Source organism: Spirosoma koreense, from assembly GCF_054777875.1.
The window spans coordinates 190,261-217,183 of sequence record NZ_BAAHAC010000029.1 but is presented as its reverse complement, the minus strand read 5'-3'; the positions used below and the strand labels follow the sequence as shown (position 1 = coordinate 217,183).

The window sequence follows — 26,923 nt, the reverse complement described above, 5'->3', positions numbered from 1 at the left end:
TAGATTACTGTCGGAAATTCCTATATTAAACGGTCGATCTGAGCGAGCGCGTGTGCTGTCGGATGATCGGCTTTAAAATTCCTTACTTCCTCTAACCAAACGTACCATTAATTCCATGCAAACCCAGGCTACTCTACGACCGGAATCGAGTCCGGTTAAAACTCCTGTTGATCAAACCCTGCCCAAACGATCGGCCCTGCTGGTGGGTAGTTTGCCCTTCGCCGACGAAGAAACCTGCATGACCCGTGCCCTCGACGTGCTTGGTCCTTTGCTTTTCGCGTTGCCCGATGGAGAAATTGGCGAAAAAACGCCCACTTTCCCGAAGGGAAACCGTATTGCCTGGGTGATTTATGCGCTTGAGAAAATGACCCAGGATACCCAGAGCTGGCAGATTGTGAAAGAACCCCGCCGGGGCGACGATGGCATGGCTATCGACTACGACAACATCCAGAAGCTCAAACCGCTCCATTCGCCCGCCGACATGCCGCACCATGTTCGCCTGGGATACGATGACTTTTTTCACCGAAGCTATCCCATTTTCAGGCAGTTACGAGAAAAACGCCAGTTGCCGGGACTGAAATTTCAGCTGGGTGTTCCGACGGGCTTTGCGATGGGTTTCGCCTTTGCCAGTCCTATCACCTGGCTGCGCTATACCTATGCGTTCAACACGGTTATTGCGCGCGAAGTCAATGCCGCACTGGCTACGGCGGGCCATGATGTGATCGTTCAGCTTGAAGTGCCGCCGGAGTTATACGCGGCCTATAAATTGCCTGCTCCGCTGTTAGGTCTGGCCCTGCGCCCGATCAAGGATTTACTGGCTAAGATTACGCCCGGCGCGCAGATTGGCATGCACCTGTGCCTCGGCGATTTTCATAACGAAGCGCTGGTACACCCCAAAACGCTGGGGAAAATGGTCGCTTTCTCAAACCGGCTGGTCGACGAGTGGCCCGTGCAGCACACCCTGGCGTACATCCATTATCCGTTTGCCGAAGCGGGCGTGCCGCCTTCGGTGGAAGCCAGTTATTATAAGCCACTGAAAGATATTCGGTTGCCTTCCGACACCCGGTTTGTTGCTGGTTTCGTGCATGAGAAGCGCACGCCCGATCAGAACCGTTCGATCCTGAGGAGCATTGAAGACAGCCGGGGTAAACTCGTTGACGTGGCCTGTTCGTGCGGACTGGGACGCCGGGCCCCCGATACGGCGGATAAATTAATGGCGTTGATGGCGCAACTGGCCGAAGAGTAGCCAGCATACAAAAAGGCCTGGATATGCCGATCATATCCAGGCCTTTCCGCTAAGATCGACGCGTTGCTAGTACGTTAGTTTCAGTATCGATTTGTCGCCCATGCTGGCGATGTAAGCGGTATGAGCATCGATTATTTTTAAGTCGGTCGGCTGGTTCAGTTTGTCGAGAATGACCGTGTTGCTGCCATTGTTAGCACGCAACAGCCGGCCTGTGTTTTTCGCGAAACCCATTGCACCAAACGTTCCGTATTCGAGCACTAAAGCCTGGCCGTTGCCGTCGTTCTCCACGTCGGTCATGCTGGTGAAATTCTGCTGAACAGCCGTAAGTTTTCCGGCAAGGTCCATCTTGTAAAGAATCGACAGGCCCGGCGGAAACGGAAAGCCCAGTAGCGTGCTGATCATGAAATTCTGCCCATCGAATGTAATGCCCGTCGGTACGGCCTGAATAAACGGAGGACCTGGAGGAGGACCGGCAGGGTTTGGATTTTTGATAGCCGGTACTTCCGTGACGATGCTCAGCTCTCCGGTCTTTGCCCGTCGGACAATGGCATTGGCAGCAGCATCGGCAATGTAGATAGCCCCGTCGGGACCCATAGCCATATTATACAGGTGTGATTCGCCCGTATAGGTCGAAAAGCTTTTGGTATTGGAGATCACAAACGGACGAATGTCTTCGGGCGTGAGCGACGAAGCTGCAATGGCTGGGCTTCCTGTTTTGATGGAAGCAACATCCAGTTTGTACAACCCTTTGGGATTCAACAGGTAAAGCGTACCACCTGCGTACAGTAAATGATCAGGTGCATCCAGATCACCTTCCGTATTGGTCTGCGAATACAGGCCAGTAACGATTGGGTAGACGGTCCCATTCGGAGTGACTTCCAGGATACGTCCATCGTTATTCCCGGTGCCCTGATCGCTCACAAAAACCCGGCCCTTGCCGTCGCTTTCCACGCTGATTGGAGCGTCGAATCCAGTAGCCAGTGTCGTAACGGAGGGAATCGGTGGAGCGGAGGGCGGCTGCATGTGATCACGGCAGCCCGTAACCAGAACAGCTGCGGTCAATGAAAAGAAAAGACCCAGTTTGTAGTACATGATTGATTGGAATTGGGGGGTTAAAAATGAAAAAGGTGTATACTATTTGTTGATTTAAGAACGCCGTTTATACATCGGAAAGGTAGGGAGTTTTTAACGCGTGGACCTAAAACCGCTTACTGAACGGTAAATACTTTATTGAGCGGTGGGTAAGCTATGGACGAACGCACGTTTGTTCAGGATACGGCAAAGTAGAATCGTAAGCGCTGGTTCCTTATCGTACTAAATGGCATATTGCCGCGGTTTTATGACCGACTAAATCGGGCGTGAGCCAGATCCATTACTTTCTGTTTTTATGATACGCACAACTTTTCTTTTGCTGCTAAGCCTGATCGTAACGTCGATTGGGCAGGCTCAGTCCTTTGGCAAACTCGTCTCGAAAACACCCGGAATCGTTTCTTATACAATGCGCGAAAGCTTCAGTAAGGACGTACCGGGCACGCTGGATAAAATCAAAGCCTGGGGGATTACCGACGTCGAATTTTCGGGTTTATTTGGGAAAACAGCGCCTGAACTACGGGCATTGCTCGACCAGCGCGGTATGCATTGCAGCAGCTATGGCGTCAGCTACGATGCGATCGACCAGAAACCGGATTCCATTCTGCAGAATGCTAAAGCGCTGGGGGTGAAGTACATTCGGATTGGGTCGATTCCGCACAAGACGGCGGCTACGCTCGAAATGATGCAGAAAGCGGCCGAAGTGTTCAATCGTTTCGGGAAACAGGCGCACGAAAAAGGGTTTATGTTCTGCTACCACAACCACGGGTTCGAATTTCAACCCTACGAAAATGGTACGCTGTTCGATTACCTGGTCAAACAAACCAATCCCGACTACGTTGGCTATGAAATGGATGTCACCTGGACGTATCTGCCCGGTCAGGACCCCGCGGCCCTGCTGACGAAATACCCCAAACGGTTCCGCCTGATTCACCTGAAAGACGTAGCAAAAGGCGTGGCGCGTAGCGATAAAGGCAGCATGGCCAACGAACAGTCGGTGGTGCTGGGAACCGGTCAGATCGATTGGCCCGCGGTGTTGAAAGCGGCCCGCAAATCCTCCATCGATCATTTTTACATTGAAGATGAGAGTAAAGCCGCTGAACAGCAGGTACCCCAGAGTCTGGCTTATCTGAAGAGCTTATAAGATTTTTAGCGTCCTCCAATCAAGCTATGCCACGGTTCCGGAACCGTGGCATAGTATTTTGTTGGTAATCCTTTGTTGAGAGGCTTTTATAACGCCAGATTGTTAGCCAGTTCTTCCACCCGAATACCCCAGGCACATCGAAAATGGCCCAGCGGACAGGCCGTTTGCCCATGCAGGTTGCAGGGTTTGCAGTCAAGCGGTTCGGGCGTCTGCACTACCTGCGATACATCGGCCAGTGGCCCGAAGCCAAACTCAGGTACCGTCGAGCAAAAAATAGCCGTTGTCGGCGCATTCATGGCCGAACACAAATGCAGCGGTGCCGAGTCGTTCACATAATTCATCTCTGCCTCCTGCTGCAAAGCCGCCGATTGCAGCAAACTCAATTTCCCCGCCAGATTGACAACCTTCTCGGCTCGTCCGCTCTGCGTCCGGATCGCTTCGCAGGCAATCGTGTCGGTAGGCGCCCCCAGCAGGTATACCGTCAGCGATTCGGGTAAAACCTGAATAAGCTCGATCCAGCGCTCGGCCGGATATTGCTTCGTAAACCAGACCGACATCGGTGCCATACAGACATACGGCTGAAGCTGGTACACCCGGATAGCCGCATAGTCGGCTTCGGACGGATAAAGTTTCGGACGTGCTCCGGAGTCCGTTTGTGCATTTGGCTGCAGCGCTTTCAGTAGCCCTGCGTTACGGTTTACTTCGTGCGTGCCGGGCTCGAACCGGTGTTCGACCTGATCGGTAAAAAAGCGGGCGAAGGGATTTTTGTCGAAGCCAACAGTGCGTCTGGCACCCGACAGGGCAGTCAATAAGCCCATTGAACCGTAGCGTTGCAGGTTCAGCACAGCCTCGTATTTTCGGGACCGGATTATGCCTAACAGTCGCCATAAATCCCGATATTTGGTCCCCTTTTTCTGCCAGATCAGTACGTCGTTCAGAAACGGATGATTAGCCAGCAGCCCTTCATTGCCTTTGCGTACCAGCACATCCAGCCTGGCTTCCGGGTAAGCCGCGTGAAGTTGTTCGAGCAGGGCGGTGGCCAGGATCACGTCGCCGATAAAAGCGGTTTGAATAATCAGGAACCGGGGCGTATTGGTTGCGGTTATCATCAGTACGCTTACTGCGTAAAAGTATACGAATGGAAGATTACGAAGTTTATACCCTGCCCAACGGCATTCGGATTGCGCATAAACAAATACCGCACACGCAGATTGCTCACTGCGGTATCATGCTGGATATCGGTAGCCGCGACGAACAGCCACATCAGCAGGGGCTTGCTCACTTCTGGGAGCATATGGCCTTCAAAGGTACGGAGAAACGAAAATCCTACCACATCATCACCCGCCTGGAAACGGTTGGTGGTGAATTAAATGCCTATACTACGAAAGAAAAAGTGTGTTTCCATGCATCTGTGCTGGACGCTCACTTCGAAAAAGCCACCGAGCTGCTGGCGGATATTACGTTTCACTCGGTTTTTCCGGAGAAGCAGATCGAGCGGGAGCGGGGGGTGATTCTGGAAGAAATGGCCATGTACTACGATTCGCCGGAAGATGCTATTCAGGATGATTTCGATGAACTGGTCTTCCCCAATCATGCGCTGGGCGGTAATATTCTGGGCACCGCCGAAACCGTGGGCTCGTTTGGGCGGGAAGACCTACAGCAGTTCATTGCCGAAAACTACGATACCAGCCGGATCGTCTTCGCGTCGGTAAGTAAGCTGCCGTTTGCACAGGTCGTAAAAGTTGCCGAAAAATACTTCCGCGAGGTGCCCACGCAGCACTCGACCCGGCAGCGGAAAACTCCCACCGGTTACCTGCCCCGCCAGACTAAGGTCGAACGCCCGATCACGCAGGCCCAGTGTGCGCTTGGCCGACCTGCTTACGGGCTCACAGACCCGCGCCGGTTGCCCTTTTTTATGCTTGTCAACCTGCTCGGCGGACCGGGTATGAACTCTCGGCTGAATCTGAACCTACGCGAAAAATATGGGCTGGTGTACTCGATCGATGCTAACTACACGCCTTATCTGGACACGGGTTTCGTAGGTATTTATTTCGGTACCGATCCGAAGAAAGTCGATAAAGCGCAGAGCCTGATCATCAAAGAATTGAAGCGCCTGCGCGAACAACCCCTGACCACCCTGCAACTCCACCAAACGAAAGAGCAGTTGATTGGCCAGCTGGCTATGGCCGAAGAAAGCAACAACAGCTTTATGCTGATGATGGCAAAAAGCCTGCTCGACATTGATCGGGTCGAAGCGCTGACCGATATATTCAACGATATCAAATCGGTAACGGCCGACCAACTGCAAACCCTGGCACAGGAAATTTTCGACGAAAACCAGTTCAGTTCGCTGACATTTATTCCGGAAAAAGAGTAGTAAATAGTGATTAGTTTAGCACGACCAGCAACCAAATCCTATATACCATCAACTGCTTACTAATGACGCTTAAAGACGCCCAAACCACTGTCGACGACTGGATTAAAACCGTGGGAGTTCGCTACTTCAACGAACTGACGAACATGGCCCAGCTAACCGAGGAGGTTGGTGAAGTCGCCCGGATTATTGCCCGGCGATACGGAGAACAGTCCGAAAAAGAATCCGATAAGGCGAAAGACCTGGGCGACGAACTGGCCGACGTACTCTGGGTGCTGATCTGCCTGGCCAACCAGACGGGCATCGACCTGACGGAAGCCTTTCAACGGAATCTGGATAAGAAAAATGTTCGTGATGCCACCCGCCATCTGATGAATGATAAACTGAAATAGTGCTGGCTTTAGCTATTGATTGAAGTAGTACTATGGGGAGAAATAGTAAGATAAATAGAATAGCGGAGGGATAGGTATCTGGCAAAAAATGCATAGATTTAGCTATTCGTTCGTTTTTATTGGCAGTGGATACGGGACTCAACTACAATCAGGCTTCAGACGCGCAAATCTGGAATGATTTCCTGAATGGTAGCCGAATGGCCTATTCGTTCATGTATGAGAAGTACGCCCGACTGCTGTATAACTACGGCTATAAGATTGCGCAGGACCGCCAGTTGACGGAAGATTGTCTGCAGGACTTGTTCCTGGCTATTCTGGAAACCCGCGAACGGCTTGGCCAGACCGACTCCATTAAATTTTACCTCATGCGCTCGCTCCGGCGCGAACTGGTTCGGAAGTTGCATAGTCAGCAGCGTTTTCAGCACGAGAGCGAAGTCGACTTTAAAATCGAATTTCACTACGAGCCTACCTGGCTCGATTCGCAGATTAGTCAGGAGCAGTCGGAAGCCGTTCTGCGTGAGCTGAATCACCTACCCGCCCGACAAAAAGAAGCGCTGTTTCTGAAGTTCTTCGACAATCTCAGCTACGAAGAGATTGCCGGTATCATGGGCATCGAAACCACCTCGGCCTACAAGGTGATGTATAAAGCCATTGCGGCCCTGCAAAAACGAATGCCTGCCGATCTGCTGGCGTTGCTGCTGGCGGTGAATACGCTTGCGGGCCGCTAAGCCCCATTTTCTACTCGCATCGACCGGTCGCTACTGGAAATTCTACGTAGTTGGACGCCCGTAATTTTTGCGGATAAGTACCCAGTAAATCAGGCGTTTGTCCTCTTTTCAAAGCTTGGTCGGTAAGGTAGCTTTGTATTGACTTCAGGTCAATATCCTAACGTTTAACCTTATATCCTTACCAGGCTATGAAAAATGAAAAAAGTGACCATCGGGCAACTGGCTCATCCGACGTCTCCCTTATCGACAACCGTTGTTTACTGGTTCCGCCTTCGCCTGAGCTGAAAGACAAAATCAATAAAGAAGTCGATAAACTACGAAAACGAGAATCGGTACTTTCGTCGAACATTACGATCCAGCGTAACAAACCGGTTGGTCTGGATGATGGGCTCATCTACCCCGGAACGCTCTTCCCGCTCGGCACTACAGCCGATGTTGCCCGCAGTGCCGCGGCCGAACGTGCTCCGCTAACGGGTGTCGTGCGCGTGGTAGTCGTGCTGGTCAATTTTACCGACAAAGCCATTTCGCAGCCCGCCAGTCACTACAAAGACCTGTTCTTCTCGCTGGGGGTGGTGCCCACCGGCAGCGTTCGCGAGTATTACCGGGAAGTGTCGCATAACATCGTCGATATTCAGGGAGAAGTCGTCGGACCCGTTACCCTTTCCCATCCGATGTCGTATTATGCCCATGGCGACTCCGGTACGGGGGCGGCTACGCCCAACGCCCGGACCATGGCCCGCGAAGCAGCTCAACTGGCCAATCCGCTGGTCAACTTTGGGGTTTATGATAACGACGGCGATGGCTACGTCGATGCTTACATCGTGATTCATGCCGGAAGTGGAGCCGAGCAAACGGGGAGTGTCAACGATATCTGGTCGCATAAATGGGTGTTGCCCAGCGCCTATGCCGTAGATGGTAAGACAATTTATGCCTACCTGACCGTACCACAGGATTGCCGGTTGGGTGTTTGTGCACACGAACTCGGGCATCTGCTGTTCGGCTTCCCCGATCTATACGACTCCGATTACTCCAGCGAAGGCATCGGCAACTGGTGTTTGATGAGCGGAGGAAGCTGGAACGGCGGGGGCGATCGACCGGCCCATCCGTCGGCATGGTGTAAGGTCAAGCAGGGGTGGGTGACCGTTGTCAATCAGACGACCAACGCCAGCGTCAGTATCCCCGACGTAAAGTCGAGTTTTAAGGTACACCGGCTTTGGAAAAACGGCGCGGCTGGTACGGAGTATTTCCTGGTCGAAAATCGTCAGAAAACCGGCTTCGACGACCATCTGCCAGCAGGCGGATTATTGGTCTGGCATATTGACGATGCCGTTGCCGAAAACACCAACGAAGCGCATTACAAAGTGGCGCTTATGCAAGCCGACGGTAATCGGGACCTGGAACTGGACCACAACCGGGGCGATGGGGGCGATGTTTTTCCGGGTACAGGCAATAAGCGTACGTTCAGTGGGTCATCGACACCGAACTCCAATTCCTATGCGGGGTCAGGCACCTGCGTGGCCGTCACCAATATCAGCGACTCGGGCCCGACCATGACCGCCAAGTTTCAGGTCAAGTGCAAAGTCATTGGCAAAGAGCTGATCAAGGATAAGGAAGTTATCGAGAACAAACCGATAAAAGACAAAGCCCTGATCAAAGAGCTTGAAAAACCCGCAATTGACAAGCCTGTGAAGGAGAAATCCGAGAAAGAGATTTTTGAAAAACCGGGCGATGGTAAATTCAGCGAACAGGGGGGCTTTGGCCTGAACCCGAGCGACGTGATCAACCGACTGGCGAATCTCGAAAACCGCATGGGTGCGCTTGAACCTTTCATCGCGCAGTCGCTGCGGCCCGACTTATCGGCGGGTGCTTTCTCGCAGGAAGACGATCAGACCGGCGTAGATCCCGAGCTATCGTTCGACAACAAACGCAGTCTGGATACAAAATCACCCGATACGCTCTAATGGACTGTTTCCTGGGCCGTGCCACAGTTTTTGAGCGTGGCACGGCCCAGGTTTCCTACTTTTTTGGCAACTACCGCTACGCTTCCTTCTCACGACCTTTGTCTTTCCTGTATGCCTTCTCTCCTAATCCTTTGTTCGGATGCCGACAGTACCGCTCTGCAACTGGCTCAACGGCTAGCTCGTCGTGCCGAAGCGCCTATCGACCTCGTTACTGCCAGCCAATTAGCGGCTGCCCCGGTATGGCGGATTCACCTCGGCCAGCAGGCAACCGCCTGGCGTATCCGCCTGGCTGACGGTCGATGCCTCAGTTCTGATACCGTTGGGGCCATCTACTGTCGGCTGGACTATACCCTGGCACCCTTCTTTACCGATCAGACGGATGCAACGTATGCGGCTATGGAATTTCAGGCGATGGTATCGGGCTGGCTGCGAAGTGCAGGCGTACCGGTGGTCAATGCTGTTGCGCCAGTAATGCTCTGTGCCGTTCCGGCAAATCCATGGCTCCGCCAATTGATGATGGCGCGGGCGGGTCTGCCCGTCGCACAGATCGCTGCCTTAACCGCTCCGCAACGGTGGCGCGGTCTGTCGAGGATAGCAATCGACGCCCGGTTGTTGATGAAACCAGTTCGAACGGGTGTGAGATTGCAGGAGCCGCTGAGCGATGCAAGCACATCGGTCCTGATCGCCGGCGATACCCTGAAGGGCGCACTGGCCGACCAGTATAGCACGCAACTGCGCCAGTTACAGGCTGATGTAAAAGCCGCCGTTATGCAGGTCGCCTTTTCGAAAGACCAGCAGGGCAATTACCGAGCGGTTGATTTTCAGACGATCCCGGTACTGACTACGGCCGAAGAAGTTGAGTTGGTGGCCGGATTTCTGGCTGATTTTGTGAACCAAGCTAACCTCATCCATCATGATTCTTATAGCCGGTATTGCGTCTGAAGAGCCGGTGGCGCAGGTCATCCAGAGCGCCGAAAAGCTGGGCGTCGATTTTGCGGTGTTCAACCAGCGCGATGCCAGTCATTATGAGTTACAGGTCGATCTGGACGGAGCCCGGCTGCGGGCCGACCTCTGCATAGCGGGTCAGTGGATCGATCTGACTCGTATCCAGGGTATGTACGCCCGACTGATGCCAGTCGAAACATTTCCCGAGAATCAGATCAACGGCCGCCCTTATTCGCTATCGGCCGAAGCTCGGCAACGGCTCGCTTTTATTAACAGCCTGATGGGGTATTTAACCGATATGTTGCCCTGCCGGATGCTGAACCGGCCGGTCGATATGGGGTCTAATTTTTCGAAACTCTATCAACTGGCAGTGATTCGCGAAGCGGGGCTTGGCATTCCCGAAACCCTCATTACGAACGAGGCCGCTGAAGTCGACGCGTTTGAAGACGTGGTAGGGCCCGTGGTTTTTAAATCGATCAGTTCTACCCGGTCCATCGTAAAAGTACTGGACGACAACTATCGAACCCGACTGAGTTACCTGCGCGGCTTACCTACGCAGTTTCAGGCCTGTCTGGCCGGAAACAACATTCGGGTTCATGTCGTAGGCAACGAATTGTTTGCGGCCTGGATCGAGAGCGGTTCGGTCGATTATCGGTATGCATCGACCGAAGGAAACCGGACAACCATGCGCCCGTTCGACCTACCTGAATCAGTCCGGAACGCTTGCTTTCGGTTATCAGAATGGCTTAACTTACCGTTGTGTGGCATCGACTTATTCCATACGCATGACGACGATTATTTCTGTTTTGAAGTGAATCCGTCGCCGGGGTATACGTATTTTCAGAATGAAACCGGCTTACCGATATCCGATGCCATTGTCAGATATTTAGAAACCGGCACTGCCCGATAACCGCTATGCAAATCGTTGAAAACTGGTCGTTGATCACTGGAAAAGTACAGGAAACCCAACCTGCCAGCGACCTGGCAGGTTTCGGCAAACTTCGGCTGAACGTAACGGATGTTCAACCCGTAGGCTCGTTCCCGGAGCTTATCAGTAACCAAAACCTAACGACCTACCGGCTGTATATCCGCCAGGAAGATCTTGCGCCGGTTCAGGTCGGAAGCACCGTTGAGGTTACCGTGCGCTTGGCTCCTCACCAGAAATTATTCGCCAGACCCGGCAGTTTGCGAGAACTGTAAAGTTGGAGCTGTTTAGGGTTTCAAATTTGATACCTACTCGATCAATGCCGAGACGATGAATTTGTCATTCCGACGCAGGAGGAATCTTGAGGATTGCTTTACTTCAAGATTCCTCCTGCGTCGGAATGACAAATTCATTTTTCAAAATCCTAAACAGCTTCGTCATGACTCAGGCTTTGTTACAGCTTTTTCGTTTTTCGTGCCATTCCTCCCGGAGCAGCGCCACGGTTCTTTCGAACGCCCGGTAACTGTTGCACCGCTCTGCATAGTAACGATACTAAAAATCATCTATCATTTTACGGCTAAAAAATTTTCTCTTTCCGAGGGATAATTTGGCGGTTGGCTTTCTTCTGGTGGTAAATAGAGTCGGACTACCGCATGACGCACCCATACCACCAGTTTACCGTTCGCGATTTTGTGCTTGACGATGCGTTTCGTCGGTGGGTGTTTGAACCCTCCGAAGAGAACATGACGTTCTGGCACACGTTTATGCTCAAATATCCGGAGCAACAGGCCGCCGTCGATGAAGCAGCCTCGTTACTGCTGCACCTGAACGCCCGCTACGACGACCTGACCGACGCCAGTTATCAGCGCATTCAACAGGTTCTGCAACAGGCTTTTGTCGAGAAACAATCCATCGAACCAACCATCCGCCCGCTTTCGGGTTGGCAGATATTTATCCAGCAGCGGCCTAAGTTCATCTGGCAGGCTGCTGCCTCGCTGACGGGAGTATTGCTGGTTATTGGGGGCGTTATTTATTATCAGCTTCTACCCCGGCAGATGCGCGTTCATACGGCTTTTGGCGAGAACCGCAGCGTCACCCTTCCCGATGGTTCGACCGTATTGCTGAACGGAAATTCAACCCTGACGTATACCAACAACTGGACCACCGACAAACTCCGCGAAGTCTGGCTCGATGGCGAAGGCTTTTTTAAGGTCACTAAAAAGCAGCGGCTGGGCGGGCGCGTGAAGTTCGTGACGCACACGCCAGGGCTGGACATCACTGTGCTGGGCACCCAATTCAACGTAAACGCCCGCCGGGGCACCACCGCCGTTACGCTGGTGGAAGGCCGGGTGCAACTGTCTAAACCCGATCAGCAACTGGGGCGGATCATCGAAATGAAACCGGGACAGTTTGCGTCCACGCAACCCAGCATCGAAAAGGTCGAGATTCGGGAGGAAAAACCGCAACTGCACACGTCCTGGGTGGCCCACCAGTTTGTCTTCGACAACACATCCCTGAGCGACATTGCCCAGCAGCTTCATGATACGTATGGCCTCGACGTGGTCTTCGAAGACAGCGATCTGGCAAACCGCCGGTTTACGGGGAATCTCTCGGACCAAAGCATTGAAACCTTACTGACGACCCTTTCGCTCACCTTCGACCTGACGGTTCAACGGGAAGGTGACCGGATCCGTTTACGGTATAATCCATAAAACTTGCCAATATGTACATACACAAACTCCTGTTTCTCTACTTATGAAAAACCAGTATATGTTCTTTTCTATGTTGCTGGTCGGGGTTTATTCCATGCCCCAACCGGCGGCTGCTCAACTGCTGACCCGCGCCCAGCCAATTGTCGAGAATACCGTCGGGCGGCAGCAGGCTGCGCTCGACGGAGCAACGGGCCAGCGTCCGCACCGCAGTCGTTCGCTTAAAAAAGCGCTGACTGAACTGGAACGTCGCTTCAATGTCAATTTCGCGTACGACGAACAGTTGCTGGCCGGCCGCCAGACCGACATCGATGTCGAGGGGCTTTCGCTCGAACGGGCCTTAACCCAACTAATCGAAGCGCAGGGGTTACGGTACCGGAAGGTCAGCGATAACCTGTTTGCTATCCAGGCTCCGTTACCAAAAAACGCCGGCGCGGGCTCTCCGGCAGAAGCGACCGTTCCGCCGTCGGCCAGCGTCCGAACTGAAGCCGTTGCCGGGCTGGCCGAAGCTCCACAGGTCAAGCGCATTACGGGCCAGATCACCGACGAAACGAACCAGGGCCTACCCGGGGCCAACGTCATCGAGAAGGGAACCAGTAACGGCACGACGACGGATGCCAACGGTGGCTTTGTGCTCAACGTGAGCGATGCGGCTACTACCCTGACGGTATCCAGCGTAGGCTACGTCAGTCAGGACGTACCCATCGGCAACAGCACGGTGGTCAATGCGAAGCTGGCCCCCGACAACCGAACCCTCAATGAAGTGGTCGTGATCGGGTATCAGACCGTCAGAAAACGCGACGTGACCGGAGCCAACGACGTCATCAGTACCACACAGGCTAACAAAGTGACGGCTAACTCGCTGGCCGAATCGATCCAGGGACTATCGCCCGGGGTTACGGTCCGGAATACGGGCGTGCCGGGTCAGCAGGCTTCGATTCAGATTCGGGGGGTAGCCAGCTTCCTCAACACCGACCCGCTCTACATCATCGACGGGATGATTGCCGATGCCAACCCGACCATCAATACCGATGATATCGAGTCGATCCAGGTGCTGAAAGATGCTTCGGCAGCGGCTATCTACGGCTCGCGGGCCGCCAACGGGGTGGTTATCATCACCACGAAACAAGGGAAAGAAGGCCCTATTCGTGTTTCATTTGCGGGTAAATACGGTATTCAGCAGGTCTACAAACGCTGGGATGTGATGGATGCGGCAAACTTTGCGGCCACGCAGCGGACTCAGTATCAGAATGCCGGACAGACGCCCCCGGCAAGCGTGGCGACGGGTACGTTCAACCCGAACATCAATACCGACTGGCAGGACCAGGTGCTCCGGACGGGTAGCCTGCAGGACTACAACCTGACGCTGTCGGGTGGGAGCAAAACCGGTACCTATCTGATTTCGGGCAGTTATTTCAACAACACCGGTTACGTGATCGGCAGTAGTTTCGACCGGGCCAGCCTGCGCATCAACACGCGGAGCCAGCTGGGTCGGTTCACGTTCGGCGAGAACGCGGTGCTGACCAACTCGAACATTCAGAATTTTCCGGCGGGGAACCCGATTTACGACATGGCCGGTATGCTGCCCGTCATTCCGGTGCAGGACCCGCGTTACGTCAACGCGGGCAATCCGGGAGGCTACGGGATCGGGACGAACCCCGATGCCGTGACCTACGCCTTCAACCCGGTTGCGGTTCGGAACCTGGCCAGTAACAACAGCAATTTTGCCAAGCTGGTGGGCAATGCGTACCTCGATGTGAAACTGACCGACTGGCTGACTTACCGCGCCAACGCGGGGCTGGAAGTGAGCTTCGACTACACGCAGAATCTGCGCCGGATCGGGACGTATCAATACAGCGCGTCGCCAGTGGCCAGTTCGGTCAGCGAAGATCGGTCGCGGTATTTAAGCCTGCTGTTCGAGCATACCCTAAACTTCAACCGAACCTTCGGCTTGCATAACCTCAACGGCGTACTCGGGATTAGCCAGCAGACAACCCGGCGCGACATCACCTCGGGTTCGCGGACCAATCTGGGCTTTGCCGGTGGACAATATTACAACACCATCAATGCTGCCACGGGTATCTCGAATTCGGCCGGCAGCACCCCCGACGATTACCGGATTCTGGGGTACATCGGCCGGGTCAACTACGCTTATAACGACAAATACCTGCTGACGCTAACGGGTCGTGTGGATCAGGATTCTCGCTTTGGCCCCAAAAACCGGACGGGCTTTTTCCCCTCGGTCGCAGCTGCCTGGCGTATCAGTCAGGAAGATTTTTTCCATGTTACCTGGATTTCTGATCTGAAACTGAATGCGTCGTATGGTAAACTCGGTATTGTGGTGCCTACGCTGGGTTCGTTTCCGTATACGGCCTTCGTCAACAGCAATCCACGGGCCATTTTTGGGGTCGACCAGACGGCAAACGTAGGCGCTTATCAGGCGCAGCTGGCTAACCCCGACCTGCGCTGGGAAGAGCGGATTCAGCAGAATTATGGTGTATCGGCTAGTTTCCTCAACAACCGGATCACGACCGAAATCAATGTCTACAACTCGTTGTCGAACGATGCTATCCTGAACCTGGCTGTGCCGGGCTATCTGGGTAACCTGCGTGGTAATCCGTACGTCAATACGGCGTCGATTCGTAACAAAGGCGTCGAGTTTTCGGCCACGTACCGCAGCAATGCACACGCGTTGAAGTGGGATGTATCGGGTAATTTCACGACCATCAAAAACCGGGTCGAAAACGTTGGCAACCAGGGGCAGAACATCAACTACATCCAGAGCGGCAATACGCGCTCGCAGGTTGGCTTGCCGGTGGGGCAGTGGTACGTGCTGAAAACGGCGGGTATTTTCCAGAGCCAGGAAGATGTCAACAACTACAAAGGCCCCAACGGTCAGTTGATTCAACCTAATGCTAAACCGGGCGATATCAAGTACGTCGATACGAACGGCGATGGTCAGATCACTCAGAACGACGACCGGCAGTTTGTTTCCTCACCCTGGCCCAAACTGCAGGCCGGAGCGCAGTTCAACGCATCCTACAAACAGTTTTCGCTGAACGTGCAACTGACGGGTGTCTTTGGCTATACCGTGTACAATGACGTTCGCCGTGGGCTGGATAGTTACCAGCTGACCAATTTCCGGAGTGACATCAGCCCGTGGTCGTCGACCAATACCAATACCAGCGATCCCCGTCTGGGCCTGGAGTCGGGCGATCAGGGGATCATCTCAAACAACTTCGCTTACACGGATCGCTGGCTCGAAAATGCTTCGTATGTCCGGATGCGGAACGTCGAAGTAGGGTATACGCTGCCGCGGGTCGTACTCGATCGCATCAAGGTGCGCAATGCGCGCGTGTTCGTAAGTGGTCAGAATCTGTTCACGATTACGAAATATACGGGTCTTGACCCGGATGTGACGGGTTCGAATATTCAGGAACGGGGCGTAGACCTTGGTCACTGGCCGTCGCCCCGCGTCGTGTCGGTAGGGGTCAATTGTGATTTTTAACTGGATGGTCATAGAAATAGTCATTCTTTTTCATTGATGGTCATTAGGCCCAAAATTACTTATGGTACTGGCGAAGAATGATCACTTCAACGACCTAACATTCATTCCTGAGAAATTACTATGAAAAATAGATTCATTTCATTGGCAGTCCTTGCCGCCATGACGCTGGCAGGCTGCGACCGACGTTTAGATATCGTCAATCCAAATCAGGTGACGACCGAATCGTTCTGGAAAACTGCCGACGATGCGCTGGCGGGCGTGAACGCGGTGTACAGTACCACGCACCGGGGAAGTATCTCGCGGTGGATGCTGTTTTATTACATTATCCGCTCCGATGAAGGACGCAGCCAAAGTCCGGCTACCGACATTGTCAATAATATGGACCAGTTTTTGATTACGGACTATAACTATGGCAATGCCTACGGCGTCTGGAACGACAATTACATCGGTATCAATCGGGCGAATCAGGTAATCGACAACGTTCCGAACATTCCGATGGACGAGACGCTGAGGAATCGCTATCTGGGAGAGGCCAAGTTTCTGCGGGCCATGTATTACTACCACCTGGTTACGCTCTGGGGTAATGTACCGCTTATCCTGAAAACGTCGGTGGTCGGCGATAAACCTGGTTCGGCGACGACGGCACAAGTGTGGGCGCAGATCGAAAAAGACCTGACCGAAGCGGCCGCTGTTTTACCCACCACCTACGGTTCGGCCGATCTGGGGCGGGCTACCAAAGGCGCGGCTTATGCCCTGCTGGCGCGTGCGCAGATGCAGCAGCACAAATACACCGAAGCGCTTACTCCCCTGCAGTGGTTGGTGGAAGGCGATGGGAAAAGCATTTATTCCCTGATGCCGAATTACCGCGACAATTTCCTGATTTCTACGGAAAATAATCGGGAATCGGTGTTCGAGTGGCAGTTTCAGATCAATACGGCGGAGTATACCGACGACGATACCGAAACGCCTAACCAGAACTACGGTACTTCGATTGCGCAGTTTTTCGGACCAAGTGGCATTGGCTGGTCGGATGGCGAAGCGCAGCGCTGGCCAACCCGGGAATTCAACGAACCCACCACCACGGGCGCCCGCGACCCCCGTCTGGCTGCGTCGTTTTTGTTCGACTCCACGAACGTAAAAGGCCCGGACTCGACCCTGATTTACGGACAGACCTTCACCCAGCGGTACGGTCGGGATAACAAGCGGGTATGGTTCCGGAAGTTTCAGAACGATCACTGGAAAAACGAGGAAGGCTACCGATCGCCCAATAACTGGCGATATATCCGCTATGCCGATGTGTTGCTGATGTACGCCGAAGCCCTGAACGCAACGGGCAAAACAACCCAGGCCTATACCTACGTCGATCAGGTTCGGCAGCGGGCTGGCCTGGCGAAACTGTCGGTTGCCAAACCCGGTCTGACGCCGGATCAGTTTCTGGCTCAACTCAAGCATGAGCGTGTAACCGAACTGTCGGGCGAAGGGCACCGCTGGAATGACCTGGCACGCTGGGGCGATCTGGGCCCGCAATTAGCCAGCCGCGATGCCGCCTTCTCGACGTTTGTTAAAGGCAAGAGCGAGCTGCTGCCCATTCCGCAACTGGACCGGGACCTGAACCCGAACCTGACGCAAAACCCGAATTATTAATGGTCAGCGTAACGGAGGCCGAGCCATGCCAGAAGTTCTCATAGAAACGCTGGTATGGCTCAGCCTCCGTTGCGTTTCATCTGTTTTATCTCAACCATGAAATACGTTTTGTTTCTTGCCCTTGTCGTTTGCTACGGCTGTAAATCGTCGGATAATTCCTCGCCGACTCCACCACCTGTAACGACGGCCGATACGGTCGGCAAGTTCCAGAATCCGTTGCTGACGGCTGCACCCGATCCGTGGGTGGCCTATAGGGATGGCTTTTATTACGTGATGCACACGACCGGAGGTAACCTGCGCATCTACAAAACCAAAACCATGAGTCGGTTGAGTGCGGCCCGGCCCGTGACCGTCTGGACTCCGCCTGTATCTGGCCCCAATTCGCGCGATATCTGGGCACCGGAACTCCATTTTCTGAACGGTAAATGGTATATCTACTACGCAGCCGATAACAACGGGGTCGATGCTACCCACCGGATGTTTGTGCTCGAAAATGAATCGGCAGACCCAACCCAGGGCACCTGGGTCGACCGGGGGCAACTGAACCTGCCGGAGAACAAATGGGCCATCGACGGAACCGTAGTGCAGTTGAATGGTCAGTTGTATTTTGCCTGGTCGGGTTGGGAGACGGACCTGGGCGGTTCGCAACAGCTCTACATCGTTAAACTCTCGAATCCGTATACCGTGGCGAGTACCAGCCGAATTCGGGTTTCGTCACCCGACTATGCCTGGGAGAAGCAGGGGTTTGGGGTAAACGAAGGCCCGGAGTTTCTGACGCATGGCAACAAAGTCTTTCTGGTGTATTCGGCCAGTTTTTGCGGCACCGACCTGTATGCGCTGGGCCAGCTTTCTGCCGATAGCAGCGCGAACCTGCTGGACACAAAATCCTGGATGAAATCGGCGACGCCCGTTTTTGGTCCTAATGGCGGAAACGGCGCTTATGGAGTAGGGCACAATAGTTTTTTCAGCACCCCCGATGGCACGCAGAACTGGCTGGTTTATCATGCAAACGCGGCCCCGGGGCAGGGCTGTGGCGATCAGCGTTCCGTGCGTATGCAGCCGTTTAGCTGGAAAGCGGATGGCTCACCGGATTTTGGCGCCGTAGTCCCCCTGACGGAATGGATCAAGCGACCGAGTGGTGAATAAAACGTAACGTGGACGGTCGGCCGCAGCCGACCGTCCACGTTACGTTACAAAAAACGCCCGGCTGATTGATCAGCCGGGCGTTTTTTATTTATCAATTCTTACTTCTGGAAGGAGCCAAAAACGTAATCCCAGAGGGGCGTCGATACGCCATAGTTGCTTTCGGGATTTTTGTAATGGTGAACGCTATGGTTGACCCACAGTTGTTTGAAAAAATTCTTGGGTGGGGCATACGCATGCACGATAAAGTGGGTAGCCAGATAGCCCGAATAGCCTACCAGAAAGCCGGGGAAGAATGCATAAGCCGATTCGCCCATCAGCAGAAAAAACATGCCAAAGAAGAAAGCCGCTACAAAAACAGCCAGCGCAGGCGGCATGGCCAGGCGAGTTTTATCTTTCGGGTATTCGTGGTGAACACCGTGGAAAGTGTACTGAATCTTAGCCCGTTTGGGTGTAGATGGGGTCAGATGGTACAGATACCGGTGCAGGACATATTCGAATAATGTAAACGAAAACAACCCCGCTGCAAACAGCAGACCGATCGTTCCGTTGCTCATGTCGGTATACGTAAAAGCATACCAGCATAAAAAGGCCGATAGCACTAACCACATCGAAATAGGCACCAAAATATGCGTCCGCGAAAGAGCCTCCAGAATCGGATTATCGAACAACTTTTTAGTACCGCTATTTTTAGGCCGGGTTTTACCGTGACCAGCCATAGTTTGCAGCTTTTCAGTAGTTGACTCCATAGGGAAATACGTTGATTAAAAAATGAAATAATACAATACTATTGGTGTTAAGCCGGTCGAGTCAGCTGATGATCTGCTGGCTCAAAGAAACAGCAATACAGCTAAACATCAAATTCATGGCACAAAAGTACAACGAAAATCTGTTCGTCAATTAGTATAGTAAATTTAGTTTACTATCTTGATTATGTCTTACTTACTTCCAACTGGTCGGAGATTTTTTCCTGCATGGCCTGTACGTCGCCTTTAGGTAGCTTCGGCCGGATAATCAGCCGGAGCGAATTACTATAAGTCAGGTAGTTAGCCATCCAGTTCAGAAAAATAAAGAGCCGGTTCTTAACCCCCACAATCGACATCAGGTGCACAAACAGCCAGGTTATCCAGGCAAAGAATCCCTGAAATTTTAAATAGGGAAGGTCTACTACCGCCAGACCACGCCCGATGGTAGCCATCGTACCCAGGTCGTGATACGTAAAGGCTTCGGGCTGCTCATTATGAGCCCAATGGAGCAGGTTTTTAGCCAGATGGCGTCCCTGCTGAATGGCGGGTTGGGCTACCTGCGGGTGTCCGTTCGGCCATTTCTCCTCGGTCATCAGCGCTACATCGCCGATGGCGAAAACATCGGTGAAACCCTGAACCTGGCTAAATCGATTGACCAGAATGCGCCCGCCCCGCCCAATCACCTCGGGGGGCAGGCCCGCCAGCGGATTGGCTTTTACGCCCGCGGCCCAGATCAGGTTGTTGGTACGTAGGGTCGACCCGTCGTTCATGGTAACGATCCGTCCGTCGAAATCTTTGACGCGGGTGTTCAGCCGGACATTGACCCCCAGCTTTTGCAAATACGCCAGCGAATGTTCCTGCGACTGCACGGACATGGGGCCCAGCAGCTCCCCGCCCGATTCGATGAGGTAAATGTCCATCATCTTGAAATCCAGCTCGGGGTAATCTTTGGGCAGCACGGTCTTACGCATTTCGGCGAGGGTGCCGCAGAGCTCAACCCCGGTTGGGCCTCCGCCCACCACAACCACATCCATCAGCCCTTCTTTTTCATCCAGCGTTTCGACGCTCAGCGCATCCTCGAAATTCTGCAGAATCCGATTCCGCAGGGCAATGGCTTCGGCCACCGATTTCATCGGCAAGGCTTTTTCGATGATGTTCTGCTGGTTGAAAAAGTTAGTATCGGCACCGGTGGCTATTACCAGGTAATCGTATGCAACCGGGCCGAGATCGGTGTCGACCGCTTTATCGGCCGGACGAATACCGGTTACGTTCGTGACCCGGATATGAACATCTTTGCAATTGCTAAACACCGCCCGCAGGGGAAACAGAATGGAATTGGCTTCCAGACCCGCCGTGGCTACCTGATAGTATAGGGGCTGAAATTCGTGGTAGTTCTGTTTATTGATCAGCACGATCTGGAACTCTTTCCGGCGCGATAGTTTCCGCGCCAGTTTCAGCCCACCAAAGCCCGCGCCGACGATGACCACGCGCTTCCGGTCGGTTATGGGTATGTTTGTATTCATCCGGTCAATGAATAATGATGAATGGATAATGTATACGGAACTGAAGCGAACAGGCGAACAGTATGTATACCGTTAACCCTTGGCCATTGTTCATTATGCACTATTCAGGACGCTCTGTACGACGCGCTCATAATGGGCTTCGTAGAGCGGTAATATACGTGATAATTCAAACTCTTTAGCCCGCGCCAGGGCGTTTGCTTTAAACACAGGCAAGTGCGCATCATCCAGAACGTACAGGGCATTTTTGACCATGTCTGTCACGTCACCGACCGGGCTCAGAAAACCTGTTACACCCTGTATGTTCAGCTCGGGTAGACCACCGGCGTTCGAGGTGATGAGGGGTACTTCGCAGGCCATCGCTTCGAGAGCGGCCAGCCCGAAGCTTTCGTTTTCGGATGGCATTATAAACAGGTCGGCCACCGACAGTACCTCTTCGACGGCGTCCAGCTTTCCCAGGAACCGCACCTGGTCGTAGATGCCCAGGTCCCGCACAAGCCGCTCGATGCGGGCGCGTTCGGGGCCGTCGCCAACCAGTAGGAGTTTAGCCGGTATCTGCTGCTGAACATGGAAGAAAGTCATGACGGCGTCGTCGATGCGTTTGACGCGCCGGAAATTCGACGTGTGTACGATCAGCTTTTCGCCGTTAGGGCAGATGGCTTTTTTAAAGTGTTCTTTTTGCTGGCGCTTGAACCGGTCCAGATCGATGAAGTTCGGAATGACCTCGATTTCGCGATGCACGTTGAAGTGCGCGTAGGTATCCTGACGCAGGTTTTCTGAGACCGACGTAACGCCGTCGGACTCATTGATGCTGAACGTGACCACGGGTTCATAGGAAGCATCTTTCCCAACCAGCGTGATATCGGTGCCGTGGAGCGTGGTGACAACGGGGATATTACGGCCCTGCGAACGCAGAATCATTTTTGCCATATAAGCCGCCGACGCGTGTGGAATGGCGTAGTGAACGTGCAGTAGATCAACGTTTTCGTTCATAACGACATTGACCATCTCGCTGGCAAGTGCAGACTCGTAAGGGGCGTATTGAAAGAGCGGGTAAGTGGGTATATTTACTTCGTGATAAAAGACGTTTTCGTTGAAAAAATCGAGTCGGGGTGGTTGCTGATACGTAATAAAGTGAATCTGGTGACCATTTTTGGCCAAGGCCTTACCGAGTTCGGTAGCCACCACCCCACTGCCCCCAAAGGTCGGGTAGCACACAATGCCAATTTTCATGCGTGAGAGAACGAGTTTGTCTCTCAACAACAAACGGATACAAAAAGAATCCCGGCGAATTGGGCGGGACAGGTTAAAATTGTATTACCCGCTCGTCCTGACCCGCCTTCAGCCGCTTCGGGGAGGCTGCCGGTGCATTATTTATGGACGTTTGTCGGCTAAAATCTTTGATAATAACGAATTGTATCACAATTGATTAGCTTTTTCGCTACTTATCCAAAGGGATTTTCCTCTTTGTCGGAAAAGCTGTATTTTTGACCCTCAAACCTCACTCGATGGTTGCGCGGCAGTCTATTCCTTTCACGGCCTTTACGTTTGGTTTTCTGCGACTGATTCGGGTGCAGAATCTGCTGATCGTTGTGCTGACGCAATTTCTGGCGCGGCTGTTTTTAGTTGGGCCCGATACGGCCGGCCGCTGGAAGCTGCTTGCCGATCCGACCATCTGGCTGCTTTCTCTATCGACGGTTTGCATTACGGCTGCGGGCTACATCATCAACGATTATTTCGATATCAAAATCGATCTGATCAATAAGCCCCAGCGGGTTATTATCGGACGGTATCTCAAGCGCCGGGTGGCGATGGGAGTGCATCAAATCCTGAACGTAATTGGTTGTCTGATCGGGCTTTATCTTAGTAAATGGGTTTTTCTGATCGACGTCGTGGCGGTTTCATTGCTGTGGTTTTATTCAGCGCAGTTCAAACGGCAACCGCTCATTGGCAATGTCATCGTTTCGCTGCTTACGGCACTCTCCCTGCTGGTGCTGGCCATCTATTACCGGCACAACGTGGGCATGCTGCTGATGTACGCGCTGTTTTCGTTTGGTATTTCCCTGATCCGCGAAATCATTAAAGACATGCAGGACATCCGGGGAGACGCCCGCTTTGGTTGCCGGACCTTACCCATCGTGTGGGGCTTGCGCCGAACCAAATACCTGCTATACGGCCTGATCGGTGCATTTATAATCAGTCTGTTTTTTATTGCCAACTCGCTCAATAACTTCCGGCTTACGCTGATTCTGCTACTCCTGCTGATTCCAATTGCCTGGCTTACTTACAAGCTCGTCGTGGCCGACACCCGGCGTGATTTCGGCGCGCTCAGTAACCTCTGTAAACTGATTATGCTTTTAGGCGTCGTCAGTATGATCTGGGCGTGAAATATGTATAATGTATAATGTATGATGCTGCTATTGCCCATCTACACAATACATCATACATTATACATCATACATAATCAGCCGTTCCCTCAAGGTTTTCGGTCGCGATGCTGTCTGGTCGCTACTTTTGACTTCCTAACCAAATGACATTTATTCGCATGAAATCACTAGTTTTTTCACTGGTACTGACCACACTTATAGGTATAAAAAGTATGGCGCAGGATTGTCTGGGTATGACTTTCAAGGCCGGGATGGGCTTTGAAATGAGTCTCTTCAACGCTAAGGACAAACCTACGGGAAAGATTACGTATCAGGTCAAAGAGGTTCATAAAGAAGGTAGTTCGACCGTAATGGATATTTCGGCGCAGTTCCAGGACGAAAAAGGCAATCCGCGGCCGCCCTATGCCGTGCATTATACCTGCACCGGCGACGAACTGATTGCCGATATGTCGGGCCTGTTTCAGTCGATGCAGTCGAACGGGCCAAAAGATATGGAAATGAAGATGAAATCCAACAAGCTGGCTTATCCCGGTAAGTTCACCGTAGGGCAGAAACTGAGCGACGGCCAGATGGAAGCCGAGATGAGCATGAGCGGCAACACGATGACGACCATGACCATGAACATGATCAACCGGCAGGTAGAAGGGAAGGAGTCGATTACGACGCCCGCCGGAACCTTCAACGCCTACAAAATCACGTCGGACATGAATTCTGAGACGCGCGTGATGGGCATACCTGTTCGCAATTCCATGCACACCATCAGCTATCGGGCCGATAACCAGATTCTCGATGTCAAATCAGAAACGTATAACAAGAATGGAAAACTGATGGGGTATACGCTGCTGACCAAGATCAATTGACCCCCGAACGGCCCGTTTTATTAATTTATACGATTTTGCGCAACTTTGTTGCAAAAAAGTCGGTTGACAAGAATACGATTGCCGAAAAGCGTCGTATTTTTGTGCCTGCTCATGAAGACAGATATTCTTTCCCGCAAAGCTGATTATATTGGCATTACCGGCTCGGTTCTGTGCATTATCCATTGCCTCATTACGCCCGTGCTGTTAATGACCTCGGCCCTGTTTCAGAACGAACAGCTGCGCGTTGGTTACCTGAGTCTGGATTATATCTTTATCGGCGTCAATATTGTCGCGGTGTATTTTGCTACCCGGCATTACGCTCCCCTGGCCATCAAACGCAGTTTGTGGGGGTTTCTGGGCTTGTTCACTATCGCGCTTCTGCTGGAAGACGTCGCCCCCGCTTTCGAATACCTGGCTTACGCGGCATCGGCGGGCCTGGTCATCACCCACTTGTTCAATATCCGGCAGCACCGGTTAAGTCACGTCCACTGAACCGGAACATCCCGGTTCTGATTAATTCGGACTGAACGCCCGGTTGTTGATGAACGCGTCGTCGGAGAGGGTTTTCAGAAACGCAATCACCTGTTTCTTTTCCGTGTCGGTCATCAGGAAACCGAGCTGCCCGTTGGCTTTCAGCGCAGGGTCGAGGGTAGGGCTGTCTTTAATTCCGCTTCGATAATGATCGATAACCTGCTCCAAAGTGGCAAACCGACCGTCGTGCATGTACGGAAACGTGCGCTCGACGTTGCGCAGACTCGGTACTTTGAATTTCAGCCGGTCAGCTTCGTTTAACGTAATCGTATAGCGTCCCTGATCGTTGATCGCGCTGACCGGCAAGCCATTATTCCGGAAGCTTCGATCCGTAAATAAATCCGTTGCGTGGCAGGTCGTGCATTTTTGCTGAAATAAATTCAGGCCAGCCAGCTCATCGGCCGTCAGGTCGCCCCCGGCTTCTTTCCGAACGTATTTGTCGTAGCGCGAATCAGCCGACACGAGCGTGAGCATAAACTGCGAGATCGCTTTCAGAAAACGCGCCGTTGTGACCGTATCCGATCCGAATGCGGCCTTGAACATAGCGGGGTATTTAGGGCTTTTCTGCACACGGCTTAGGGCATCCGAGAATTTCAGGTCCATTTCAACCGGATTCTGAATGGGTGTCATCGGTAACTCATCCAGGCTGGTTACGCCCCCATCCCAGAAAAAGGCTCGGTCCCAGGCCAGATTCTGCAAACCTGGCACGTTACGAGTGCCAAACTTGCCGCCAATACCGTGGCTGAGCGCATGGTCGGAGTGCCCAAAACCCGCGTACTGCTGGTGGCAGAATCCGCAATTGACGGTACTGTCGCGCGAGAGTTGCGCGTCGTAGAACAGCGCCTTGCCCAGCGCCACGCCCTCCACCGTCGGCGAGTTCTGGCTCAGATCGTAAACCTTAGCCGGGAAGTTAGCGGGCTGCGGAATCGTTACCGGCGTGGTTTTATAAATAACACCACCCCCGTCTCCCGGATCGGGGGTCGGATCCGTGCCTTTATTAGTCTGGCAGGCAATGACCAGGCTAAATAAAAACAGGCTGATCGTTAGCCAGATATGCTTTGGTAATATTGTACGGTGTGGAGTCATTAATTTGCCTGAAGGCGATCGTAGCTGATCATCTGCGCGCAATTATCCGCAATATTAGTCGAGTAGGTTTCAAACATTACCGACGAGTGCTGAGCAATACTGAGTTGGGTAGGACCATTGAACACTTTTAGCGCATCGGTCGTGAGCCGAACCGTCGGGGTCGCGCTGGTTTGCACACTGGCCAGGTCGTTCCTGAACGGGATCGTTACCGTACGTAGGTTATTAACGGTTTGCTTACCATCATAATTCCGGCCAAAACCACCCAGGTGGTACAAAAATAAATTATTCTGTGCGGCTGGCGCAGCCGAAGAAGTACCCTCCAGTTTCAGAAACACATACCCCGTATTCCAGTCCCAGTACATCGGATCGTGCGTCGTCAGGCCGGGGTCGAGCACGCCCGTTCGTTTCGATAGGTCGGCCAGATTCCGTAGGCTGTCGACACCGATCAGGAACGTGACGCCGGTATAATTTCCGACGGGCACATTGTTCAGAGTAATCGTCTGCGAGGCCGGTCGATCTTCCTGGATCAGGAAATAGCTGCTGTCCTGGGGCACCACGTACTCGCTGCCATCCTGGTTGCGAAGCCGGATATTGCTCACGAAATAATTGAACTTCGTCACAGTGAACGATTCGCCAGCTGCGTTCTGGTACGAGCCGGTGTTCAGAGTCAGGTCGGACGAACCGACGACATTGTCGAACGACAGGCGCATGTGGCCCACGGGGGTTGGGCTTGTGTCGGGTGTGTCGCAGGCCAGCACCATCAGTACCAACAAAATCACCGATAGTAATCCAGCCGTAATGGTCGTTTTCATAGCATGTGCGCAGTATACCTATGCAATAAGGTAACGCACAGTACGCCAAAATCATGTAGATCAGGACGATTAAATATGGGCACGATATCCTTACTGATAGAACGTAAACGCGGGCGGCTGGAATATCAGAGCCGTTTGAACCGGATGCCGTAGTAGTTCTGACTGATACAAAT

The 26,923-nt window shown here is 52.9% G+C and carries 23 protein-coding genes; 16 read left to right on the top strand and 7 right to left on the bottom strand.

Annotated features, from left to right (window positions below; genetic code table 11):
• Positions 1 to 115: 115 nt before the first annotated feature.
• Complete coding sequence (locus ACYVC2_RS28730; RefSeq protein ID WP_461108478.1) at positions 116 to 1,246, top strand: hypothetical protein; 1,131 nt, start codon at positions 116 to 118, stop codon at positions 1,244 to 1,246.
• A gap of 66 nt (positions 1,247 to 1,312) precedes the next feature.
• Here the strand turns inward: ACYVC2_RS28730 and ACYVC2_RS28725 are convergent, their stop codons facing one another.
• Complete coding sequence (locus ACYVC2_RS28725; RefSeq protein ID WP_461108476.1) at positions 1,313 to 2,338, bottom strand: ScyD/ScyE family protein; 1,026 nt, start codon at positions 2,336 to 2,338, stop codon at positions 1,313 to 1,315.
• A 295-nt stretch (positions 2,339 to 2,633) separates the two neighbouring features.
• Between ACYVC2_RS28725 and ACYVC2_RS28720 the strand changes: the two genes are divergently transcribed.
• Positions 2,634 to 3,479, top strand: coding sequence for a sugar phosphate isomerase/epimerase family protein (locus ACYVC2_RS28720; protein ID WP_461108474.1), 846 nt, complete (start codon positions 2,634 to 2,636; stop codon positions 3,477 to 3,479).
• An 86-nt stretch (positions 3,480 to 3,565) separates the two neighbouring features.
• Here ACYVC2_RS28720 and ACYVC2_RS28715 read toward each other — a convergent pair whose 3' ends face one another.
• Entirely contained in the window at positions 3,566 to 4,588 is a 1,023-nt protein-coding gene (locus ACYVC2_RS28715) for a glycosyltransferase family 9 protein (protein ID WP_461108472.1), read from the bottom strand.
• Positions 4,589 to 4,617: 29 nt separating this feature from the next.
• Between ACYVC2_RS28715 and ACYVC2_RS28710 the strand changes: the two genes are divergently transcribed.
• From ACYVC2_RS28710 to ACYVC2_RS28660, 11 genes are all read left to right on the top strand, one after another.
• Positions 4,618 to 5,856: a M16 family metallopeptidase gene (locus ACYVC2_RS28710; RefSeq protein ID WP_461108470.1), complete on the top strand. Its 1,239-nt coding sequence runs from the start codon at positions 4,618 to 4,620 to the stop codon at positions 5,854 to 5,856.
• Positions 5,857 to 5,918: 62 nt separating this feature from the next.
• Positions 5,919 to 6,245 carry a nucleotide pyrophosphohydrolase gene (locus ACYVC2_RS28705; RefSeq protein WP_461108468.1) on the top strand — a complete coding sequence of 109 codons (327 nt, stop codon included), beginning with the start codon at positions 5,919 to 5,921 and terminating at the stop codon, positions 6,243 to 6,245.
• A gap of 125 nt (positions 6,246 to 6,370) precedes the next feature.
• Positions 6,371 to 6,973 (top strand): RNA polymerase sigma factor, encoded by a 603-nt coding sequence (locus ACYVC2_RS28700; protein ID WP_461108466.1) that lies wholly within the window; start codon positions 6,371 to 6,373, stop codon positions 6,971 to 6,973.
• A 188-nt stretch (positions 6,974 to 7,161) separates the two neighbouring features.
• Positions 7,162 to 8,934: a M6 family metalloprotease domain-containing protein gene (locus tag ACYVC2_RS28695; protein WP_461108464.1), complete on the top strand. Its 1,773-nt coding sequence runs from the start codon at positions 7,162 to 7,164 to the stop codon at positions 8,932 to 8,934.
• Between the two features lie 111 nt (positions 8,935 to 9,045).
• A complete protein-coding gene (locus ACYVC2_RS28690; RefSeq protein ID WP_461108462.1) occupies positions 9,046 to 9,876 on the top strand; it encodes a hypothetical protein in 831 nt (276 codons plus the stop codon).
• Entirely contained in the window at positions 9,848 to 10,789 is a 942-nt protein-coding gene (locus ACYVC2_RS28685; RefSeq protein WP_461108460.1) for an ATP-grasp domain-containing protein, read from the top strand. The genes ACYVC2_RS28690 and ACYVC2_RS28685 overlap by 29 nt, the downstream gene beginning before the upstream one ends.
• A gap of 5 nt (positions 10,790 to 10,794) precedes the next feature.
• Positions 10,795 to 11,079, top strand: a complete 285-nt coding sequence (locus tag ACYVC2_RS28680) for a hypothetical protein (protein WP_461108458.1) — start codon at positions 10,795 to 10,797, stop codon at positions 11,077 to 11,079.
• Between the two features lie 378 nt (positions 11,080 to 11,457).
• Positions 11,458 to 12,516 (top strand): FecR family protein, encoded by a 1,059-nt coding sequence (locus ACYVC2_RS28675; RefSeq protein ID WP_461108456.1) that lies wholly within the window; start codon positions 11,458 to 11,460, stop codon positions 12,514 to 12,516.
• A gap of 43 nt (positions 12,517 to 12,559) precedes the next feature.
• The gene (locus ACYVC2_RS28670) at positions 12,560 to 16,021 is read left to right on the top strand and encodes a SusC/RagA family TonB-linked outer membrane protein (protein WP_461108454.1); all 3,462 of its coding nucleotides are present in this window, start codon (positions 12,560 to 12,562) and stop codon (positions 16,019 to 16,021) included.
• A gap of 120 nt (positions 16,022 to 16,141) precedes the next feature.
• Positions 16,142 to 17,665, top strand: a complete 1,524-nt coding sequence (locus ACYVC2_RS28665; RefSeq protein ID WP_461108452.1) for a RagB/SusD family nutrient uptake outer membrane protein — start codon at positions 16,142 to 16,144, stop codon at positions 17,663 to 17,665.
• Positions 17,666 to 17,761: 96 nt separating this feature from the next.
• Entirely contained in the window at positions 17,762 to 18,811 is a 1,050-nt protein-coding gene (locus tag ACYVC2_RS28660; RefSeq protein WP_461108449.1) for a glycoside hydrolase family 43 protein, read from the top strand.
• Between the two features lie 98 nt (positions 18,812 to 18,909).
• Here ACYVC2_RS28660 and ACYVC2_RS28655 read toward each other — a convergent pair whose 3' ends face one another.
• The 3 genes from ACYVC2_RS28655 to bshA all read right to left on the bottom strand — a co-directional run bounded on the left by ACYVC2_RS28655 (position 18,910) and on the right by bshA (position 22,307).
• Positions 18,910 to 19,557 (bottom strand): sterol desaturase family protein, encoded by a 648-nt coding sequence (locus ACYVC2_RS28655; RefSeq protein WP_461108447.1) that lies wholly within the window; start codon positions 19,555 to 19,557, stop codon positions 18,910 to 18,912.
• 182 nt (positions 19,558 to 19,739) lie between these two features.
• On the bottom strand, positions 19,740 to 21,077 hold the full coding sequence (locus tag ACYVC2_RS28650; RefSeq protein WP_461108445.1) for an NAD(P)/FAD-dependent oxidoreductase: 1,338 nt from the start codon (positions 21,075 to 21,077) through the stop codon (positions 19,740 to 19,742).
• 93 nt (positions 21,078 to 21,170) lie between these two features.
• Positions 21,171 to 22,307 (bottom strand): N-acetyl-alpha-D-glucosaminyl L-malate synthase BshA, encoded by a 1,137-nt coding sequence (gene bshA / locus ACYVC2_RS28645; RefSeq protein WP_461108444.1) that lies wholly within the window; start codon positions 22,305 to 22,307, stop codon positions 21,171 to 21,173.
• Positions 22,308 to 22,582: 275 nt separating this feature from the next.
• On the opposite strand from bshA, the gene ACYVC2_RS28640 reads away from it, so the two are divergent.
• The 3 genes from ACYVC2_RS28640 (at position 22,583) to ACYVC2_RS28630 (ending at position 24,813) form a co-directional block, all read left to right on the top strand.
• Entirely contained in the window at positions 22,583 to 23,461 is an 879-nt protein-coding gene (locus ACYVC2_RS28640; RefSeq protein ID WP_461109724.1) for a geranylgeranylglycerol-phosphate geranylgeranyltransferase, read from the top strand.
• A 158-nt stretch (positions 23,462 to 23,619) separates the two neighbouring features.
• A complete protein-coding gene (locus ACYVC2_RS28635; protein ID WP_461108442.1) occupies positions 23,620 to 24,321 on the top strand; it encodes a TapB family protein in 702 nt (233 codons plus the stop codon).
• 111 nt (positions 24,322 to 24,432) lie between these two features.
• Positions 24,433 to 24,813 (top strand): MerC domain-containing protein, encoded by a 381-nt coding sequence (locus tag ACYVC2_RS28630; protein WP_461108440.1) that lies wholly within the window; start codon positions 24,433 to 24,435, stop codon positions 24,811 to 24,813.
• A gap of 21 nt (positions 24,814 to 24,834) precedes the next feature.
• On the opposite strand, the gene ACYVC2_RS28625 is transcribed toward ACYVC2_RS28630, so the two are convergent.
• The gene (locus ACYVC2_RS28625; protein ID WP_461108438.1) at positions 24,835 to 25,938 is read right to left on the bottom strand and encodes a cytochrome-c peroxidase; all 1,104 of its coding nucleotides are present in this window, start codon (positions 25,936 to 25,938) and stop codon (positions 24,835 to 24,837) included.
• On the bottom strand, positions 25,938 to 26,750 hold the full coding sequence (locus ACYVC2_RS28620) for an MbnP family protein (RefSeq protein WP_461108436.1): 813 nt from the start codon (positions 26,748 to 26,750) through the stop codon (positions 25,938 to 25,940). Before ACYVC2_RS28620 ends, ACYVC2_RS28625 begins: the two co-directional genes overlap by 1 nt.
• Positions 26,751 to 26,923 lie beyond the last annotated feature (173 nt).